The 16,366-nt window shown below is 63.6% G+C and carries 14 protein-coding genes; 6 read left to right on the top strand and 8 right to left on the bottom strand.

Features of this window, described 5'->3' with window-relative positions:
- Window positions 1–10 precede the first annotated feature (10 nt).
- The 4 genes from KBY74_RS04875 to tig all read right to left on the bottom strand — a co-directional run bounded on the left by KBY74_RS04875 (window position 11) and on the right by tig (window position 4,225).
- Window positions 11–622 (bottom strand): lecithin retinol acyltransferase family protein, encoded by a 612-nt coding sequence (locus KBY74_RS04875; protein WP_106632478.1) that lies wholly within the window; start codon window positions 620–622, stop codon window positions 11–13.
- A gap of 14 nt (window positions 623–636) precedes the next feature.
- Window positions 637–2,016 (bottom strand): ATP-dependent protease ATP-binding subunit ClpX, encoded by a 1,380-nt coding sequence (gene clpX / locus KBY74_RS04870; protein ID WP_254941739.1) that lies wholly within the window; start codon window positions 2,014–2,016, stop codon window positions 637–639.
- Between the two features lie 78 nt (window positions 2,017–2,094).
- Window positions 2,095–2,754, bottom strand: a complete 660-nt coding sequence (gene clpP, locus KBY74_RS04865) for an ATP-dependent Clp endopeptidase proteolytic subunit ClpP (protein ID WP_106632476.1) — start codon at window positions 2,752–2,754, stop codon at window positions 2,095–2,097.
- A 46-nt stretch (window positions 2,755–2,800) separates the two neighbouring features.
- Window positions 2,801–4,225 carry a trigger factor gene (tig, locus tag KBY74_RS04860; RefSeq protein WP_254941738.1) on the bottom strand — a complete coding sequence of 475 codons (1,425 nt, stop codon included), beginning with the start codon at window positions 4,223–4,225 and terminating at the stop codon, window positions 2,801–2,803.
- Between the two features lie 213 nt (window positions 4,226–4,438).
- Between tig and KBY74_RS04855 the strand changes: the two genes are divergently transcribed.
- Genes KBY74_RS04855 through KBY74_RS04845 form a run of 3 tightly spaced genes read left to right on the top strand, consistent with a single transcriptional unit; the run spans window position 4,439 to window position 8,540 of the window.
- A complete protein-coding gene (locus tag KBY74_RS04855; RefSeq protein ID WP_254941737.1) occupies window positions 4,439–5,533 on the top strand; it encodes an aspartate-semialdehyde dehydrogenase in 1,095 nt (364 codons plus the stop codon).
- Window positions 5,530–6,435: a 4-hydroxy-tetrahydrodipicolinate synthase gene (gene dapA / locus KBY74_RS04850; RefSeq protein ID WP_254941736.1), complete on the top strand. Its 906-nt coding sequence runs from the start codon at window positions 5,530–5,532 to the stop codon at window positions 6,433–6,435. Before KBY74_RS04855 ends, dapA begins: the two co-directional genes overlap by 4 nt.
- 59 nt (window positions 6,436–6,494) lie before the next feature.
- Window positions 6,495–8,540, top strand: coding sequence for a ribonuclease J (locus KBY74_RS04845; RefSeq protein ID WP_254941735.1), 2,046 nt, complete (start codon window positions 6,495–6,497; stop codon window positions 8,538–8,540).
- A 17-nt stretch (window positions 8,541–8,557) separates the two neighbouring features.
- On the opposite strand, the gene KBY74_RS04840 is transcribed toward KBY74_RS04845, so the two are convergent.
- Window positions 8,558–9,250 (bottom strand): hypothetical protein, encoded by a 693-nt coding sequence (locus KBY74_RS04840; RefSeq protein ID WP_254941734.1) that lies wholly within the window; start codon window positions 9,248–9,250, stop codon window positions 8,558–8,560.
- The gene (gene tilS / locus KBY74_RS04835) at window positions 9,247–10,329 is read right to left on the bottom strand and encodes a tRNA lysidine(34) synthetase TilS (RefSeq protein WP_254941733.1); all 1,083 of its coding nucleotides are present in this window, start codon (window positions 10,327–10,329) and stop codon (window positions 9,247–9,249) included. Before tilS ends, KBY74_RS04840 begins: the two co-directional genes overlap by 4 nt.
- Here tilS and KBY74_RS04830 point away from each other — a divergent pair.
- The 3 genes from KBY74_RS04830 (at window position 10,328) to uvrB (ending at window position 13,647) form a co-directional block, all read left to right on the top strand.
- Window positions 10,328–11,128, top strand: a complete 801-nt coding sequence (locus KBY74_RS04830; protein WP_254941732.1) for a DUF561 domain-containing protein — start codon at window positions 10,328–10,330, stop codon at window positions 11,126–11,128. The two genes, tilS and KBY74_RS04830, sit on opposite strands and share 2 nt — an antisense overlap.
- Window positions 11,129–11,195: 67 nt before the next feature.
- Entirely contained in the window at window positions 11,196–11,624 is a 429-nt protein-coding gene (locus KBY74_RS04825) for a phage holin family protein (protein ID WP_106632469.1), read from the top strand.
- A gap of 16 nt (window positions 11,625–11,640) precedes the next feature.
- Entirely contained in the window at window positions 11,641–13,647 is a 2,007-nt protein-coding gene (gene uvrB / locus KBY74_RS04820) for an excinuclease ABC subunit UvrB (RefSeq protein WP_254941731.1), read from the top strand.
- Here uvrB and KBY74_RS04815 read toward each other — a convergent pair.
- Together KBY74_RS04815 and holA are read right to left on the bottom strand one after the other, a co-directional pair.
- A complete protein-coding gene (locus tag KBY74_RS04815; protein WP_254941730.1) occupies window positions 13,644–15,479 on the bottom strand; it encodes an aspartate kinase in 1,836 nt (611 codons plus the stop codon). The genes uvrB and KBY74_RS04815 overlap by 4 nt on opposite strands.
- Window positions 15,480–15,536: 57 nt before the next feature.
- Window positions 15,537–16,366 (bottom strand): DNA polymerase III subunit delta (holA, locus tag KBY74_RS04810; protein WP_254941729.1); only part of this gene is annotated, 830 nt, incomplete at its 5' end.

Below are 16,366 nucleotides of genomic sequence, written 5' to 3'. Positions count from 1 at the left end.
AGGCTTGAGATTAGTGGCCCTGGTCCGGTTCGAGCTGGCGCCTTAGCCGCTCTTCCAGTTCTTCCACGGCCGTGAGTTGGTCGGCCAGTTTCTGGGCCGCCAGCCTCAGGTTTTCGAAGCGGTCTTGACCCCAGCGAGCTTCAGCCCGGCCAAGCTCCTGCTCCAATTTCTGCTGCAGGCCTTGGCGCAGCTTGTCGAGTTCGGCCAGGTTGCCCTGGCGCAGCAGCATTCGGGCAGCACTGAGCATGGCCGCTGGCACCCACTGACCGATGGCCAGGGCCCCGAGGCTGCCGGTGTGCAGCAAATCCTCGACCTGGGCGCTGCGATGCCGGCCGGTCTTGCACCAATGGGCGAAGTGTTCGCAGTTGTTGAACAGCAAGTTGTAATTCTGTTCGCCCAGGCGCCCCATGGCCCGCCGCAGGGTCACGCCGGCCGGGGAGCAGTCGCCCGCGGCATAGGGAACCACCGCTACAGGTTCGCCGCGGCTGAAATCGGCCAGGGGGCTGCGCAGGATTTCGCGCCCTTCCAGGTAGTGGGCCACGCTGCCGTCGCCTAGATCGATGCCGTGATGCAAGAACAGACCGTGCTGGCGCGGTACCTGTAAGTGGTCAGCTGCGGACATCGGTGCGGGCCCGATCAGGCGCTGGCCTGCTGTGGCGAATCCAGGTTGGCGCTGCCGAGGGGCACCACTTTGCCCTTGCTGCGCTGCTCCACCAGCTCCCGGGTCACGGTGAAGCTCTTGACGTCGTTGCGGGAGGGCAGGTCGTACATCAGGTCGAGCATTAGCTCTTCGACGATGCCGCGCAGGGCCCGGGCGCCCGTCTTGCGGCGATGGGCCTCGATGGCAATCGCTTCAACAGCGCCGGCTTCGAAATCGAGCTGCACGTTGTCCATGCTCAGCAGGGTTTGGAACTGCTTGATCAGGGCATCCCGGGGCTCGGTGAGAATGGCTTGCAGGGCTGGTGTGTCGAGGGGCTCAAGCACCGCACTAACCGGTAGCCGACCAATGAATTCGGGGATCAGGCCGTAGCGCACTAGGTCGTCGGGCTCCAGATGGCGCAGCACCTCGGCTGCATGGCGATCCTTGCCGCCGCGGGGTCGGCTGCTGCCATCGGCACTGAGGAAACCGATGGAGTTGCGGCCCATCCGCTTCTGCACCACATCTTCGAGGCCGACGAAGGCACCACCGCAGATGAACAGGATCTGACTGGTGTCGATCTGAATGCATTCCTGGTAAGGATGCTTTCGGCCTCCCTGCGGCGGCACGTTGGCCACGGTGCCTTCGAGCATTTTCAGCAATGCCTGCTGCACCCCTTCTCCGGAGACGTCCCGGGTGATGGAGGGGTTTTCGCTCTTGCGGGCGATCTTGTCGATTTCATCGATGTAGATGATGCCCCGCTGGGCCTGTTCCACATCCTGATCCGCTTTCTGCAGCAGCCGCAGCAGAATGTTTTCCACGTCTTCTCCGACGTAGCCCGCCTCGGTAAGGGTGGTGGCGTCGGCCACCGCAAAGGGCACATCGAGCATTTCGGCCAGGGTCTGGGCCAGGAGCGTTTTGCCGCAGCCGGTGGGGCCGATCAGCAGGATGTTGCTCTTGTGCAGCTTGGTGGCTGTCTGGTCGGTTTCGCCCTTGCCATCGCCTTGCCAGGCCAGGCGTTTGTAGTGGTTATAAACAGCTACGGAAAGATTTTTCTTGGCTTCGTTCTGGCCCACCACCTGGCGGTCGAGAAAGGCCTTGATCTCCTGGGGCTTGGGCACCTCCGCCAGAGTTGGAGCGGGTTTGGTTGTTTTTTTGCTGGGGGCCTTACCGCGGCTGGAGTCGGCGGCATGGCGGCCGCTCCCGCCTCCACTGGCTGTGCCGCTATGGCCGTCTACCAGCTCCTCATCCAGGATCTCGTTGCAGAGATCGATACATTCATCGCAGATGTAGACACCCGGGCCGGCGATCAGCTTGCGCACCTGTTCTTGCGACTTGCCGCAGAACGAGCACTTCAGGTGGGCGTCGAACTTGGCCATGGGCAGGGGAGTCCTGATTCCAGGATCGACAGGAAATAATGGATCGTCAGCTGACCTTAAGGATCAAACCGGAAGGAATCACTCAGCAGCTGTGGCGGCAGGGGATTCGGTCACGACCCGATCGATCAGGCCGTATTCAACCGCCTCTGCGGGGGAAAGGAAGTAGTCGCGGTCAGTGTCTTCGGTGATTTTTTCGAGGGGCTGACCGGTGTGTTCAGCCATCAGACCGTTGAGGGTGTCCTTGAGGAAAAGAATCTCCTTGGCCTGGATTTCAATGTCCACTGCCTGGCCCTGGGCGCCGCCGAGGGGTTGGTGAATCATGATCCGGGCATTGGGCAGGGCCAGGCGCTTGCCCTTGGTGCCACCCGAGAGCAGGAAGGCACCCATGGATGCGGCCAGGCCGTAGCAAATGGTCACCACGTCTGGGGAGACCTGCTGCATCGTGTCGTAGATCGCCAAGCCGGCGGTCACTGAGCCGCCTGGGGAGTTCACGTAAATCTGGATGTCCTTCTCCGGATCCTCGGCTTCGAGGAACAGCAGCTGGGCGACTAGGGAATCGGCCACCTGATCGTCGATGCCGGTGCCCAGAAAGATGATCCGCTCGCGCAGCAGGCGCGAATAGATATCGAAGGCGCGGTCGCCCTTGCCCGACTGCTCCACAACCGTGGGCAGCACCCCGGGGGAGCCACTGGGGCTCCAGCTGCTGTGGACGGGATGGCGAAGGGTGGCGTCGATCACGCGCGGGGAAGCTCTCGGAGGACCAATCTATTGGTCCTGGCTGTGGCTATTGGGCTTTGGCTGGTTTGGCCTTGGCTTTCGCTTTGGTCTTTGCCTGCTCCTCGCCTGCTGCGTCAGGGTCGGCGTCGGCTGGGGTGGCAGCCTTTTCGGTGATGGTGCTGTTGGCCTCAAGCCACTCCAGCAGCTTGTCGCGCAGCAGGTCGTCGGCAACGGCCAGACGCAATCTTTCGGGATCGATGTTGCCCTGCTGGCTCAGGCCGCGGCTGATCTCTTTGATCTTGGTTTCGAGCTCCTTGGCTTCCACCTCGATCGCCTCGGCGGCGGCGAGGGCCTTGAGGGCCAGGCTGCGGCGCAGGCGCTCCTCTGCCTCCGGCCGGGAGGTGTCCATCAATGAGCGCACCAGGTCCGGGGTGAACAGCTTTTTGACGTCCATGCCCTGCTGGGCGATCTGTCCAGCTGTCTGCTCCACCAGGTTGCGGATTTCCTGTTGAACCAGGGTTTCGGGTAGTTCCACTTCAAGCTCTTGCACTAGGGCAGCGAGCAGGGCGTCGTGGCGGCTGGCCTTAGCCCGGCGCTCGGCGTCGTCCTTGAGGCGGGTTTCCAGATCGCTGCGCAGTTCGGCCAGGGTGGCTTTGTCGCTGGCCTGCTGGGCAAAGGAGTCGTCAAGGGCGGGTAGTTCCCGGCACTTGAGGTCTTTCAGGCTGATCTCGAAGCGCGACTGGCGGCCGGCGGCCTCCTCTTGGGGGTAGCTCTCCGGGAACTGGCAGTCGATGGTTTTGCTAGCGCCGATAGCCATGCCGATTACGCCCTCTACGAAGCCGGGGATCATCCGGCCCTCCTCCAGCTCGACTTCCATGGCATCGCTGCTGCCACCACTGATGGCCTCGCCGCTATCCACGTAGATGCCGCTGAAGCTGAGCACCGCCACATCGCCGCTGGCGGCGGGGCGGCCTTCTACCGGCACCAGGGTGGCCAGCTGCTTGCGCGACTGCTCGATCAGTTCATCTATGCGGGCTGGATCGAAGCTGATTGCCTCGGCCTCAGCCTTTAGCCCCTTGGTGGACTTGAGTTTTGGTGTGGGCTCGACGTCGAGCTCCAGGGTGATGGTGAGGGCGCTGCCGGGCTCGAAGCGTTCCATCACGACTTCAAAGCCTTCGGTGAGCTCGGGCCTGCCGATGGCTGCCACCATTTCTTGGCTAACAGCATCCCGGAAAGCGGCGTCCACTAGGTCTTCTAGGGCGGTGGCGCGGATGCGCAGGGGGCCGATCTGCTGGAGCAACACGGGCCGGGGCACCTTGCCCTTGCGAAAGCCGGGAAGCTTGATGCTGCGACTCAGCTTGTCCACGGCGGCGTCATAGCTGGCCTGGCTGCGGCCGCCGGGGATGGCCACCTCGAGGGCCACGCGGCTGCCCGGACGGGGACTGGCTTTTATCGACAGCGGGCTGGCGGCGGGGGCGGAGGCTGAGCTCATGGAAAACAGTTGCAGACCCCGATCCTAGAAAGCGGCCGTTCCGAGCTCCCAGCGCGTATTGTCAGTTCGGCGCACGACGAAAGCGATAGGTCCCGAATCAGCAAACAACGGCTTCGACCATGGCCGGTTTCTTTGTTGCAGCTTTCCGCCCCTAGCTGGTTTGACGTTTGATCACCAGCTCCGCCACCGAGTTTTGATTCCTTTCTCGCTCCCTTGACCGCCGCCCAGCCCTTCCCTGCCCCGCCATCTCCCTGCCTGCCCAGTCGCCCCTTGAGGGTTGCGGTGCTCGGTGCGACCGGTGCCGTTGGCCAGGAATTACTCGAGCTGCTCGCTGAGCGCGACTTTCCTGTGGCTGAGCTGATTCCCCTGGCGTCACCCCGTTCCGCTGGTCAAAGCCTTGCCTGGCAGGGCACATCGCTGGCGATCCGGCCCGTGGACGCCTCAGCTTTTGAAGGGGTGGATGTGGTGTTGGCTTCAGCGGGCGGCTCGGTGTCGCGCCAGTGGGCCCCGGTGGCGGCCCGGGCTGGCGCCGTGGTGATCGATAACTCCAGCGCCTTCCGAATGGATCCGGAGGTGCCGTTGGTGGTTCCAGAAGTGAACCCCGAGGCTGCTTTTGCCCATCGGGGCATCATTGCCAACCCCAACTGCACAACAATTCTGCTCACCCTGGTTTTGGCCCCCTTGGCGGCGCGTCGGGCAATTCGGCGTGTGCTGGTGAGCACTTATCAGAGCGCCAGCGGCGCCGGTGCCCGCGCGATGGAGGAGCTGCGCCAGCTCAGCCGGACCGTGCTCGATGGAGGTGAGCCAGTGAGTGAGGTGCTGCCCCACTCCCTGGCCTTCAACCTTTTTCTGCACAACTCTCCGCTGCAGGACAACGGTTATTGCGAGGAGGAGCTGAAGATGCTCAACGAAACCCGCAAGATCATGGGCACGCCGGAGCTGCGACTTTCGGCTACCTGTGTGCGGGTGCCGGTGCTGCGGGCCCATTCAGAGGCTGTAAATATTGAATTTCATGAGCCCTTCCCGGTGCAGGAGGCCAGAGCCCTGCTGGCTGATGCCCCCGGCGTGGAGCTGCTGGAAAACTTTGAGGCCAACCGTTTCCCGATGCCCACGGATGTGACGGGCCGCGATCCGGTGGCGGTGGGACGTATCCGCCAGGACCTCAGTGATGCCAATGCCCTGGAGCTGTGGCTCTGCGGTGATCAGATCCGCAAGGGTGCGGCTCTCAATGCGATCCAGATTGCCGAGCTGTTGATCCAGGGTCCGGCGGCTGGAACTGAAGCGGTTTTGCCCGGAGGTGCTGCTTGAGCCCTATCCAGCCAGCCACTCCGCTATTTGGCCGCGTGCTGACGGCGATGGTGACCCCCTTCGCCGCCGATGGTTCGGTGGATCTGGGCCTTGCGGCCCAGCTGGCAGAGCATCTGATCAACCAGGGCTCCGATGGAATCGTGGTGTGCGGCACCACTGGCGAATCACCCACGCTCAGCTGGGACGAACAGCACGCTCTTTTAGTTGCCGTGAAGCAAGCGGTTGGGCATCGGGCCAGCGTGCTGGCGGGAAGTGGCAGCAATTGCACCGCCGAAGCGGTGGAGGCGACGCGGCAGGCGGCGGCCCTCGGTGCGGACGGCGCCCTAGTGGTAGTGCCGTACTACAACAAGCCCCCCCAGGACGGCCTTGAGGCCCATTTCCGCGCTGTGGCAGCGGCGGCACCCCAGCTGCCCCTGATGCTTTACAACATCCCTGGTCGTACAGGCACCAGCCTGGAGCCAGCCACCGTGGCCCGCTTGCTCGACTGCGCCAACGTGGTGAGTTTCAAGGCTGCTAGCGGCAGCACAGAAGAAGTGAGCGCCCTGCGGGCCCTGTGCGGCGACCGTCTGGCGATTTATAGCGGTGACGACGCCCTCACCCTGCCGATGCTTGCCGTTGGTGCTGTGGGAGTGGTGAGTGTGGCCAGCCACCTGGCCGGCGCTGAGATCAGCGCCATGGTGCGCGCCTTCTATGCGGGGGATTTGGCCCAGGCCCTGGCTCTGCACGACCAGCTGCTGCCGCTGTGCAAGTCCCTTTTCTGCAGCACCAACCCGATCCCCGTCAAAGCCGCCTTGGAGCTCAGCGGCTGGCCCGTGGGTGCACCCCGTCTTCCCCTGCTTTCCGCCACCACCGACGTGCGACAACGCCTCTCCGAAACCCTGGCCGCCCTGCGTCCTACCTGACGCCAAGGCTTGAGACCAGATCGATTCAGTTTGTTCCTTTTCCCTAAAACTCCTTCTCCATGACCAGTTCCAACGGCAGAGCCCAGGGCACCAGTCAGATTGCCACCAAGCCCCCCCACCTGCGGGTGATTCCCCTGGGCGGCCTGCACGAGATCGGCAAGAACACCTGCGTGTTCGAGTACGGCGACGACATCATGTTGGTGGATGCTGGATTGGCTTTCCCAAGTGATGGGATGCATGGCGTCAATGTGGTGATGCCAGATACCAGCTATCTCAAGGAAAACCAGAAGCGGATTCGCGGCATGATCGTGACCCACGGTCACGAAGATCACATTGGTGGTATTGCCCACCACCTTAAAAACTTCAGCATCCCCGTGATTCATGGACCGCGCCTAGCGCTGGCCATGCTCACCGGCAAGATGGAGGAGGCCGGTGTGATGGATCGCACCATCCTTCAAACCGTCGCGCCCCGCGATGTGGTGAAGGTGGGCCAACATTTTTCAGTGGAGTTCATCCGCAACACCCACTCGATGGCCGACAGCTTCTCGCTGGCCATCACCACCCCTGTGGGCACGGTGATCTTCACCGGCGACTTCAAATTTGACCACACACCGGTGGATGGCGAGACCTTCGACATGGCTCGCCTCGCCCATTACGGCGACAAGGGGGTGCTTTGCCTGTTCAGCGACTCCACCAACGCCGAGGTGCCGGGCTTCTGCCCTCCCGAGCGTTCAGTGTTCCCTTGCCTGGATCGCCATATTTCCCAGGCTGAAGGCCGGGTGATCATCACCACCTTCGCCAGCTCGATTCACCGGGTGTCGATGATCCTGGAGCTTGCCCTCAAGAACGGCCGCAAGGTGGGACTGCTGGGCCGCTCCATGCTCAACGTTATTGCCAAGGCGCGGGAGTTGGGTTACATGCGCGCCCCCGATGATCTTTTTGTGCCGATCAAGCAGATACGCGATCTGCCCGACCGCGAAACTCTGTTGCTGATGACTGGTAGCCAGGGTGAGCCCCTGGCAGCTTTGAGCCGCATCTCCCGTGGTGAGCATCCCCAGGTGCAGGTGAAAAGCACCGACACGATTATTTTCTCGGCCAGCCCGATCCCTGGCAACACCATCTCGGTGGTGAACACCATTGACCGGCTGATGATGCTCGGCGCCAAGGTGGTTTATGGCAAGGGCGAGGGTATTCACGTCTCTGGCCATGGCTTCCAGGAAGACCAGAAGCTGATGCTGGCCCTAACCAAGCCCAAGTATTTTGTGCCCGTGCATGGCGAGCACCGCATGCTCGTGGCCCACAGCAAAACCGCCCAGTCGATGGGGGTACCAGGCGACAACATGCTCATCATCGACAACGGTGATGTGGTGGAGCTCACTGCCGATTCGATCCGTAAAGGCGACCCCGTCAAGGCCGGCATCGAACTGCTGGATGCGTCCCGCAACGGCATTGTTGATGCCCGGGTGCTGAAGGAGCGCCAGCAGCTGGCAGAAGACGGCGTTATCACTCTGCTTGCGGTGATCAGCACCGACGGTGTGATGGCTGCGCCGCCGCGGGTGAATATCCGTGGTGTCGTCACCACTGCTGATGCCCGCAGACTCTCGATGTGGGCCGAGCGCGAAATCGGCTGGGTGCTGGAAAATCGCTGGAATCAGCTCTGTCGCAACACCGGTGGCAAGGCCCCTGAGGTGGATTGGGTCGGTGTGCAGCGAGAGGTAGAGGTGGGTCTGCAACGCCGCCTGCGCCGCGAGCTCCAGGTGGAGCCGTTGATCATTTGCCTGGTGCAGCCAGCCCCTGCCGGTACGCCTGCTTACAAGGGCCGCGCCGACGCCGAACCCGACAGCCGCCCCGCTCCCCGGGGTCGCTCTGCCCGTGATGCAGGCGGCCGTGATGGAGGTGGTCGTGGCCGTGATGGCGCCGTGCCGGCACCCCAGCGTCAGCTGGTTGCCGTTGGAGCTGCCGCCCCTGCCGCCACGCCTGTGTCTGCTCCTACTGCCGCCCCAGCCGCTGTAGTTGCTGAGGTTTCGGCCCCAGCCCCAGCAGAGCTCGAGCCGGAACCCGCCGGCCGTACCCGGCGCCGCCGTTCAGCAGCTATTGCGGGCTGATCGGCCCCAGCACCAGCTCAGCGGATCACCACTCGCAGCAGCCCCTTGGAGAGTTCGGCGAACTCCTCGGGGCTAGGTCCCCCGACTTGCTTGGCAAAACGCTCTTCTGGCTCAGCCAGGCTCTCTTTGCTCACGGCGACGTCCAGCTCTTGAGCAGTCGCCGCATCTGCCTGGGCCACCTCGATCAGCTCTGGCTCATCGACCACTTCAACTACCAGATTCGGCACCTGCGCCGGCACGGGCACCTGAACCTCCGCCGCCTCGATGCCTCCAAGTTGCTCCATCCAGGGCATGGCCGAGCCAGAGCTGGTAATTACTGTTCCGCCCGCTACTGGCTCATTGCCGAAGGGGAAGGCTTGGCCTCCAGTGCTTGGTGCATTCGAGGCTTGCTCCGGTGCAACTTCCAGTTGTGCTGCCTGGCTGGCGCATTGCTCCAGCCCCTGGTCGGCGATATCCCGGAGTACGGGTTCTTGCGTGGCTGCTCGAACGCGGCTGTAAAAACCGGTTGCTGTAGCTCTGTCTTGGTAGCCGTAGAGGTAGGTGTGGCCTAGTAAGAGCTGCAGTCTTTGGCGCAGGGGGTCGGCGGGCTCGTTGGGCAGCTCAAGCAGCAGCTCCTCGCTTAAGCGGGCCACATCGTCCCATTGGCGTTCGCTGTAAACCCGCTCAATGGCCTCATAACGCTGTTGCAGCGAGTTCGGCGAGGTTGTCATTGCGGCAGGTGTGCGGCGGGATGGTGCAGCCACAGTGTGCAGCGATCCCAGCGCAGCTGCCAATCCGCGCCTAGGTCTGCCTGGCCTGGGGGATGGCCCGGTTGTAGCCGCCGCAATAGTTCTTCGAGTTGCCTGGCAGGGAGCGCCAGCCTGGTGCTTTGCTCAAGCCAGTGATGCAGCAGTTGGCGCTGGTTGGCTACGGCTAGGTGGCCCAACTCCTGGCGCTGTAGGCCTGGTGTCCCAGCCTGACTCCCGGCTGTTTTTAGAGTTTGCAGGGCCAGATTCACTAATTCGTTGCGGCTCTCCACCTCTTCCACCAGCCGCTCTGCTTGGGCGCTGATCCTCTTGGCGGCGCCGGGATGGAGCTCCTCCAGCACGGGTACCACCTCGGCCCGGATTCGGTTTCGGCTGTAGCGGCGGTCGGTATTGCTCGGGTCGTGCCACACGGGCAGCGTCAGTTGCTCGCAAAGCCGGGTGGTGTCGGCCCGGGAGAAGGGCAGCAGCGGCCGCGCCAGCGCGATTGGCTCGCTTGGATGGGTGGTCGGGCTCGATGGGCTGGTGAGGGGGCGCAGGCTGCGCAGGCTCGCCAGGCCGCGGCGATGGCTTCCTCGGGCTAGGTGCAGCAACAGAGTTTCGGCTCGATCGCTGGCGGTGTGGGCGGTCACCACATGGCCCACCCCCAAACATCTGGCCTGCTCAGCCAACTGGCCGTAGCGCCAGTGGCGGGCGTCAGCTTCGCTGGTTGCCTCCAGCGGCCTCAGCCAGGAGGAAACGTGCAGCTCGAGCCCCTGGTCGCTGCACCAGCCGGCCAGCTCCGCTGCCACCTGGCCCGACTCCGGCCGCCAGCGGTGGTCGCCGTGCCAGAGGTGCAGCGGCCATTGGTGCAGGCGCTGCAGGTCGCGTAGCAGGGCCAGCAGGGCCATGGAATCTTGACCACCCGAGATGGCTAGCAGCAGCGGCGCTCCCGCCGGCAACAGGTCGGGATGGTGACGCAGATGGCGATGCAGCCGCAGGTGGTCCGGGCTCCAGCGCGGCCCGGGTGGGAGAATCGATTCACTATTCAAATCTTGCGTTTCCATGGTTGCGAAGTCGCGTCTTGAGCAGCTGCCCTCCGCCCTGCAAGCCGCGCTTGCTGATCGCCGCCTGCTCAAGGTGATCGCTGGTCTCACCAATTTTGATGCTGCCAGTGTGGAGCGGATCTGCCGGGCCGCTGGCCAAGGCGGAGCCGATTTGATCGATGTGGCCTGCGATCCGGAGCTGGTGCAGCTGGCCGCTGCAGTGAGCGGTTTGCCAATCTGCGTGAGCGCAGTTGAGCCCGAGCTGTTTGCCGCTGCTGTGGCTGCCGGGGCGGAAATGGTTGAAATTGGCAACTACGACGCCTTTTATCCCCTCGGTCGCATCTTCGATGCCGCCGAAGTGCTTGAGCTCACCCGCCGCACTCGCGAGTTGCTGCCCGAGGTGGTGTTGAGCGTCACCGTGCCCCATGTGCTGCCCCTCGATCAGCAGGAGCAGCTGGCGGTGGATCTGGTGGCCGCCGGTGCCGACATCATCCAAACCGAAGGTGGCACAAGCGCTAAGCCCTTCAGCGCCGGCAGCCTCGGTCTAATTGAGAAGGCGGCTCCAACCCTGGCCGCTGCCCACAGCATCAGCCGCGCCTTGATTGCGGCTGGCAGTGTTGAAGCGGGTAGTGCCGCACCGGTGCTGTGTGCCTCTGGCCTTTCCGCCGTTACCGTGCCGATGGCGATCGCCGCCGGTGCCGCCGGTGTGGGGGTTGGTTCGGCGATCAACAAGCTGAACGACCCGCTGGCCATGGTGGCCGTCGTGCGCGGCCTACGCGAGGCACTGGGAATGCCTGCAGGCGCAATCGTTGTTGCTTAACGCCAAGCTCAGTGGTTTCTGCCTGAACCCATGACTACTTTGCGGCAATTATCCCCGCATCGTTTTCATGGGTTCTTTGATGTGGCTATTGCAGTGGCCGATTCGGGCCATTGTGCTGTTGATTGTGGCCTGGCTTCCCTTGGGAGTGGAGGTGAGCAGTTTCCCGATCGCCATGCTTTCCGCTGTGGTGATCGGCTTGCTGGGCACCCTGTTGATCTGGCCGCTGAAGCTGCTGCTGGGGCCGGTGTGGGCGGTCACCAGCCTGGGGGGCCTGATCAGTCCGGTGAGCCTGCTGTTCAACTGGGCAATCACCGTGGTGCTGTTTGGTCTGGCGGCTTGGTTGATCAAGGGATTCCGCCTCAAAAACGGAGTGGTGAGCGCGATTCTCGGCGGCGTTGTCTATGCCGTGTTGTCGGCCGTGATCCTGCGGATCCTTGGCCTTGATGTCGACTTCACTCGCGCAGCTGCCCTAATCACCACAGCTCCGGTGGTTTGACCCCGAGAATGGGGGCATGGTTCCGTTTGAACTCCACGCCCCCTACCAACCCAAGGGAGATCAGCCCACGGCCATTGCCGGGCTGGTGCAGGGTGTTGATGGGGGCGAGCGCTACCAGACCCTGCTAGGCGCCACCGGCACCGGCAAGACCTTCACGATCGCCAATGTGATCGCCCAGACCGGGCGCCCTGCTTTGGTGCTGGCCCACAACAAAACCTTGGCGGCCCAGCTCTGCAATGAGCTGCGGGAGTTCTTCCCGAATAATGCTGTTGAATATTTCATCAGCTACTACGACTATTACCAGCCGGAGGCGTATGTGGCTGTCTCCGACACCTACATCGCCAAAACAGCTTCGATCAACGAAGAGGTCGACATGCTGCGCCACTCGGCAACCCGTTCGCTGTTTGAGCGCAACGATGTGATCGTGGTGGCTTCTATTAGTTGTATCTATGGTTTAGGTATTCCCAGTGAATATCTAAAGGCTGCCGTCAAGTTCAAGGTGGGCGAGACCCTCAATTTGCGAGGCTCTTTGCGGGAGTTGGTAAACAACCAGTATTCCCGCAACGACCTGGAGATTTCCCGCGGCCGTTTTCGGGTGCGGGGAGATGTGCTGGAGATCGGCCCGGCCTATGAAGACCGGCTGGTGCGTATTGAGCTCTTTGGTGATGAGGTGGAGGCGATCCGCTACGTGGATCCCACCACCGGGGAGATCCTGCAAAGCCTCGACACAATCAATATCTATCCGGCTAAGCACTTTGTGACGCCAAAGGAGCGGCTGGCGGACGCGATTTTGGCCATCCGCAACGAGATGCGTGAACGGCTCGATGTACTCAACGGTCAGGGGCGGCTCCTTGAGGCCCAGCGGCTGGAGCAGCGCACCACCTATGACCTGGAGATGCTCGAGCAGGTGGGCTACTGCAATGGCGTGGAGAACTACGCCCGCCATTTGGCCGGGCGAGAGGCGGGCACGCCGCCGGAATGCCTGATCGACTATTTCCCTAAAGACTGGCTGCTGGTGGTGGATGAGAGCCACGTCACCTGCTCCCAGCTGCAGGCGATGTACAACGGCGACCAGTCGCGTAAGCAGGTGCTGATTGAGCACGGCTTCCGCCTGCCCAGTGCTGCCGACAACAGGCCGCTCAAGGGTTCGGAGTTCTGGGAGAAGGCCCAGCAGACGATCTTTGTGAGTGCCACCCCAGGCAACTGGGAGATGGAGCAGAGCAGTGGCCAGATTGTGCAGCAGGTGATCCGCCCCACCGGGGTGCTCGATCCGATCGTGGAGGTGCGCCCCAGTGAGGGACAGGTGGACGACCTGCTCGGCGAGATCCGGGTGCGGGCGGAGAAGAACGAGCGAGTGCTTGTGACCACGCTCACCAAGCGCATGGCCGAAGATCTAACCGATTATCTGGCTGAAAATGGCGTGCGAGTGCGCTATTTGCACTCCGAGATTCATTCGATTGAGCGGATTGAGATCATCCAAGATCTCAGAAATGGTGAATACGACGTGCTGGTGGGGGTGAATTTACTGCGGGAAGGATTGGACCTGCCTGAGGTGTCGCTAGTGGCGATTCTTGATGCCGATAAGGAGGGCTTCCTGCGGGCCGAGCGCTCCTTGGTTCAGACCATTGGCCGGGCTGCCCGCCACATCGAGGGCATGGCGATTCTTTATGCTGACAACCTCACCGATTCGATGGCTAAGGCCATCTCTGAAACCGAGCGTCGCCGCGCCATTCAGCACGCCTACAACGTTGAGCACGGCATCACCCCCACCCCTGCAGGCAAGCGGGCCGGCAATTCGATTCTCTCCTTTCTGGAGATGTCACGGCGGCTCAACGACGACCAGCTGGAGGAGGCCACCGAGCAGGCCGAGCACAACAATGTGCCCCTAGATGCCCTGCCGGAGCTAATTCAGCAGCTTGAAGAGAAGATGAAGGGCGCCGCCAAAAACCTCCAGTTTGAAGAGGCTGCCAACTTGCGCGACAAGATTAAAAACCTGCGCCAGAAGTTGGTGGGGAGGACTTAATTAGGCGTCTCGACCTCGTCAGGCGCCACGGTGCCTTCGGCCCGATGTTGCGCGATGCCTCCAAGTGCAAATGCGGCGTGCACTGCCTGTAGAGCTGCTACCCCATCGGTTTCGGCTACGACGCAGCTGGTGCGGATCTCGCTGGTGGCGATCAGTTCGATGTTGATGCCTGCGTCAGCCAGGCAGCGGAACATGCGGGCCGCGGTGCCTGGGGTGAATGGCATACCTGCCCCTACTGCGCTGATTCGGGCTATGGCGGGCCCCTCCTCGAAGCTGGAGCCGGGCCATTGCCGCAGTAGGGGCGCCAGGGTCTGCTGTGCCCGCGTCAGATCGTCGCGTTTGAGCACGAAGCTCATATCGCGGCTTGGCCCCGCGTGGGTGCGCTCGGATTGCACGATCGCGTCGAGGCTGATGCTGGCGTCGGCCAGGGTGCGGCAGACGGCCGCGGCGGTGCCAGGGCGATCGGGCAGGCGCCTCACTGCCACCTGGGCCTGATCGCGGTCGAGGGCAACGCCGCGAACGGCCGGATCCCCCTGATGGCAGGGCCTGGGATCGCGGCGCAGCTGCTGATCAGGCAGCTCGAAGGCTTCGGCAGCGGCCCGCAGGGCCCGATCCGCCTGGTCTCCAGCCACCAGGCAGCTCACCTTCACCTCGCTGGTAGCAATCAGGCGCAGGTTGATGCCTGAGCGGGCCAGGGTGTCGAACAGCCGCGCAGCCACCCCTGGCCGGCCCATGATCCCGGCTCCAGAGATGCTCAGCTTGGCCAAGCCGGCTTCGGCGCTCAGCTGGGCGCCGCCATCGTTGAGGGTCGCGCCCAGCCCTGCCAGCACCTCGCGGCACACCAGCTGGGCCCGGTCGCATTCAGCGGCGGCCAGGGTGAAGGCGATGTCGTTCGAGCTGCCCTCGTGGGTGGCTTGCACGATCAGATCCACGTTGAGGCCGGCGGCGCCGAGGGCCTCGAACAGCTGGGCTGCCACTCCGGGCCGGTCGGGCACGTGGGCGAGGGCCAGCACGGCCTGGTTTTTTAGGAGTTCGGCGCCATCCACCGGCTTACCCAGCTCCAGCCCCTCATGGCCAATTGGCCTGGGGGCGCCGCTGGTGAGCAGGGTGCCGGCCTGCTCGCTCCAGCTGGAGCGCACCACTAGGGGCACGCCGTAGTTGCGGGCGATCTCCACCGCCCGCGGGTGCAGCACCGAAGCCCCCAAGCTGGCCAGCTCGAGCATTTCATCGCAGCTCACCTGGGCCATCAGTTGGGCGTCGGCCACCTTGCGGGGGTCGGTGGTTAGAACCCCAGGGACGTCGGTATAGATCTCGCAGGTATCGGCGCCCAGGGCTGCTGCCAGGGCCACCGCCGAGGTGTCGGAGCCGCCGCGGCCCAAGGTGGTGATCTCGGGGGTGCCGCCGGCGCCGCTGCTGGTGCCCTGGAAACCAGCCACCACCACCACCTGACCATCAGCGAGTAGGCGTCGTAGCCGTTCGGTACGGATCTCCAGGATGCGGGCGCGGCCGTGGGCCGATTCGGTGACGATGCCCGCCTGGGTGCCTGTCATCGACACCGCCGGCACGCCCTCGGCGTGCAGTGCCATGGAAAGAAGAGCGATCGATACCTGCTCGCCGGTGGCTAGCAGCATGTCCAGCTCCCGCTGGGGTGGGTTGCTACTGATGGCGCGGGCTAGGCCGGTGAGCTGGTCGGTGGTGTGGCCCATCGCTGAAACCACAATCACCAGCTCGTGGCCGTCTTCACGGCTGCGGGCGATGCGGCGGGCCACTGCCTGAATGCGCTCCACATCGGCCACCGAGGTGCCGCCAAACTTCTGAACCAGCAGGGCCATGGCGGGGTGCGGCGGTTGGCGTCAGTGAAAGAAGGACTAATTATCCGTCTTGATCTCTTAAGCGTTGAGCAGGAAGCCGTCGCGGAAGGCATCGCCCGCATCACTGCCCCGCTTCAGGGCAGCCTCCACTGAAAGCAGCTGGCTGAGCAGGCGCAGGAAGACGGCGGGCTGGCGGCCGCGGATCTGCTTGCGCATCACGTAGATGCGTTTGGGGTTGCCGATGCCGGCCGCTTTAGCGATCACCGCTACGTCGCTTTCACCTTGTTGGTCGAGCAGGGTGACCCAAAGCCAGCCGCGGATCTGGCTGCTGAGGGCGGCAACGATGCGCAGGGCCGGTTCGTTGGCCTCCAACAGGGCATCGAGCCGGGCAATGGCGTCGGCTGGCTGGCCAGCCAGCAGGGCATCGCCCACGGCGAGGGAGCTGGTGGTCTGACCGCCCACCAGGGCCTGCACGGCGGCGAGGGTGATGGGATTGGCGTAGAGGCTGAGCTTTTCAAGCTCGCTGGCGAGGCGAGCGCTGTCGTTGCCGATGGCATCGGAGAGGGCTGCAGCTGCGGCTGGCTCCAGCTTCAGCCCCAGCTCCCGGGCCGTGCGGCTCACCAGCTCCACCTGGCCGGCGCCGTCCCAGATGGCTGGCAGGGCAAAGCTTTGCTCGCTGGCCTGGCCAGCCTTCACCAGCTTCTGCAGGGCTTTGGTGGTGCGCAGCCGGGCATCCGGCTTGCCGGAACTCACCAGCACAAGATGGCAGCCATCGGCCACCTGGGCCAGGGCTGCCTCGAAACGCTCGGCCAGTTCAGCTGGGCACTGGCTGCAAAACGGACTGCGTTGCAGCACCACCATGCGGCTGCCGGCGCCAAAGGGCGGCGTGCGGGCCTCCTCGAGGGCCT

The sequence above is a fragment of the Cyanobium sp. A1C-AMD genome, from assembly GCF_024346495.1.
Classification (GTDB): Bacteria; Cyanobacteriota; Cyanobacteriia; order PCC-6307; family Cyanobiaceae; genus Cyanobium_A; species Cyanobium_A usitatum.
This window is presented reverse-complemented; position numbering and strand designations above follow the sequence as displayed.